The organism is Bradyrhizobium oligotrophicum, assembly GCF_051168495.1.
Taxonomy (GTDB): Bacteria; Pseudomonadota; Alphaproteobacteria; order Rhizobiales; family Xanthobacteraceae; genus Bradyrhizobium; species Bradyrhizobium oligotrophicum_A.
In genome coordinates this window covers 1-1,918 of sequence record NZ_JBNPVB010000056.1, presented here as the reverse complement: position 1 = coordinate 1,918, position 1,918 = coordinate 1, and the positions used below count along the sequence as shown (strand labels likewise).

Here is a 1,918-nt window from a genome sequence, read left to right as displayed (position 1 = left end):
GCGCAATCGGGCGTCCGAGGCGTTCTGGGCGATGCATGTCGAGGCGCTGAACTGGAGCGGAATGGAGCTCCGCGCCTACGCCGCAGCGATGCAGCTGTCGCCGCATTCGCTGCGCAAATGGCGCGACCGATTGGCGGCCGGCGAGGTGACGATCGACTGGCGCGCCCATCTTCATCCCTCCGCCCGTCCAGCCGTTAGCACTAGTGCTAGGAACTCACAGCCCGAACGCCGCTTGACAGCCGCCACGATCGGCGATCCGACCGCACCCAAAACGCCGGCCCGCCGCCTCTTCAGCGATGAGGAGAAGCTCGCGATCGCCAGGGAAACCGAGCTGCCGGGCGCCGAAGTGTCTGCTGTCGCCCGCAAGCATGGGATCGTCACCGGGTTGCTGTTCCGCTGGCGCGCGCAGTTCGGCATCGCGCAAAAGAAGCGCTCCAAGCTCGCCCGTGTTGTGCTGCCCGACGACATGCCCGCCGCGTGCGCCCTGCGCGATCTCGTGCATCCACCGGAGGGCATGATGGCCGTCGACGTCAATGATGGACGGCCTGTCTTCGCTCCCGCCGGCAGCGATCCGGATGCCGCGCGAGCGCAGATCGAGAGCACAGAGGCCGCACAATGATGTTCGTTCCTGCAGGCGTGAAGGTGCACCCGGCGCTCGGCTACACCGACATGCGCAAGGGCATGGACGGCTTGCAATGATGGTCCGGGACACGCTCAAGAAGGATCCGTTCTCCGGTCATCTGTTCGCCTTCCGCGGCAAGAAGGCATCGATCCTCAAGGTACTCTTCTGCGACGGAAACGGGCTTTGTCTGTTCACGAAACGCGTCGATCAGGGCGGCTTCGTGTGGCCAGTGATGGCGGGCTTCGATGGCTCGATCACGCTCACCCCGACGCAGCTCGCGATGCTGATCGAAGGCATCGATTGGCGCGCGCCAGAACGCGTATGGAAGCCCGCGATTGCAGGATGATCTGCAAAAACCGGCGCTGAACTGAGTTGCGATTCTTCGACGAGGAAGCCGGATCGAGTACCATCGGACATGCAGCTCAATCTCACCAATCTCCCCTCCGATCCTGAGCTTCTGCAGCGCCTGGTGCGCGACATTGCCGCCGCGATCGACCATCGCGACACCGAGATCGAGCGTTTCAATTCCATCATTAAACAGCTGCAGCGAATGCAGTTCGGCCGCAGCTCCGAGCGCATCGATCCCGACCAGCTTGCACTCGGTTTGGAGGATCTCGACAGCGGCACCGGACGCGCCAAGGAAGCGCAATCGAAGGTCACACGGAAGCCAAATTTCCGCCGCGACATCGTCAGCTGCCCGATCATCTGCCACGCGAAGACGTTTTGCTTGACGTGCAAGACCGGGTCTGTGGCTGCTGTGGCGGCACTCTCCATTTGATCGGCGAGAGCGTCAGCGAGATGCTGGATTGGGTACCAGCTCAGCTTCGCGTCGTGCGCACGACCAGACCCAAATACGCCTGCCGAGCCTGCAGCAAGGGGGTGCAAGCCGGCGCGCCGGAACGACTGATCGCTGGCGGCGTGGCGACACCGGCGCTGCTCTCGCACGTGTTGATCGCCAAAAACTGCGATCATCTTCCGCTCTATCGGCAGTCGCAGATCTTCGACCGTCATGGCGTCGATCTCTGCCGCTCGACGCTCGCGGGCTGGGTTGGCGGCGCGTGCTGGTGGCTCGAGGCCTTGCACGGACGGCTATGCAAGAACGTGTTCGCCTCCAACCATCTCTTTGCCGATGACACGCCGATCCCGGTGCTTGATCCTGGACGCGGAAGAACCAAGACGGGACGGCTCTGGGTGTACGCGCGCGAGCAACGGCCCTGGGGCGGACCCGAACCTCCGGCGGCAATCTATCTGTTCGCGCCGGATCGCAAAGCCGAACGTCCAGTCGCACATCTGGCC

At 63.7% G+C, this 1,918-nt stretch carries 2 protein-coding genes and 1 pseudogene; all 3 read left to right on the top strand.

Translation table 11 applies throughout. From position 1 onward, the window contains the following. Nucleotides 1–619, top strand: a 619-nt coding sequence (gene tnpA / locus ACQR1B_RS36160) for an IS66 family insertion sequence element accessory protein TnpA (RefSeq protein WP_434837660.1), incomplete at its 5' end; no start/stop codon positions are given. A gap of 76 nt (nt 620–695) precedes the next feature. After that, nucleotides 696–968, top strand: a complete 273-nt coding sequence (gene tnpB / locus ACQR1B_RS36155; RefSeq protein WP_434837661.1) for an IS66 family insertion sequence element accessory protein TnpB — start codon at nt 696–698, stop codon at nt 966–968. Between the two features lie 69 nt (nt 969–1,037). Next, nucleotides 1,038–1,918, top strand: a pseudogene (gene tnpC / locus ACQR1B_RS36150) (IS66 family transposase); the annotation flags it as partial.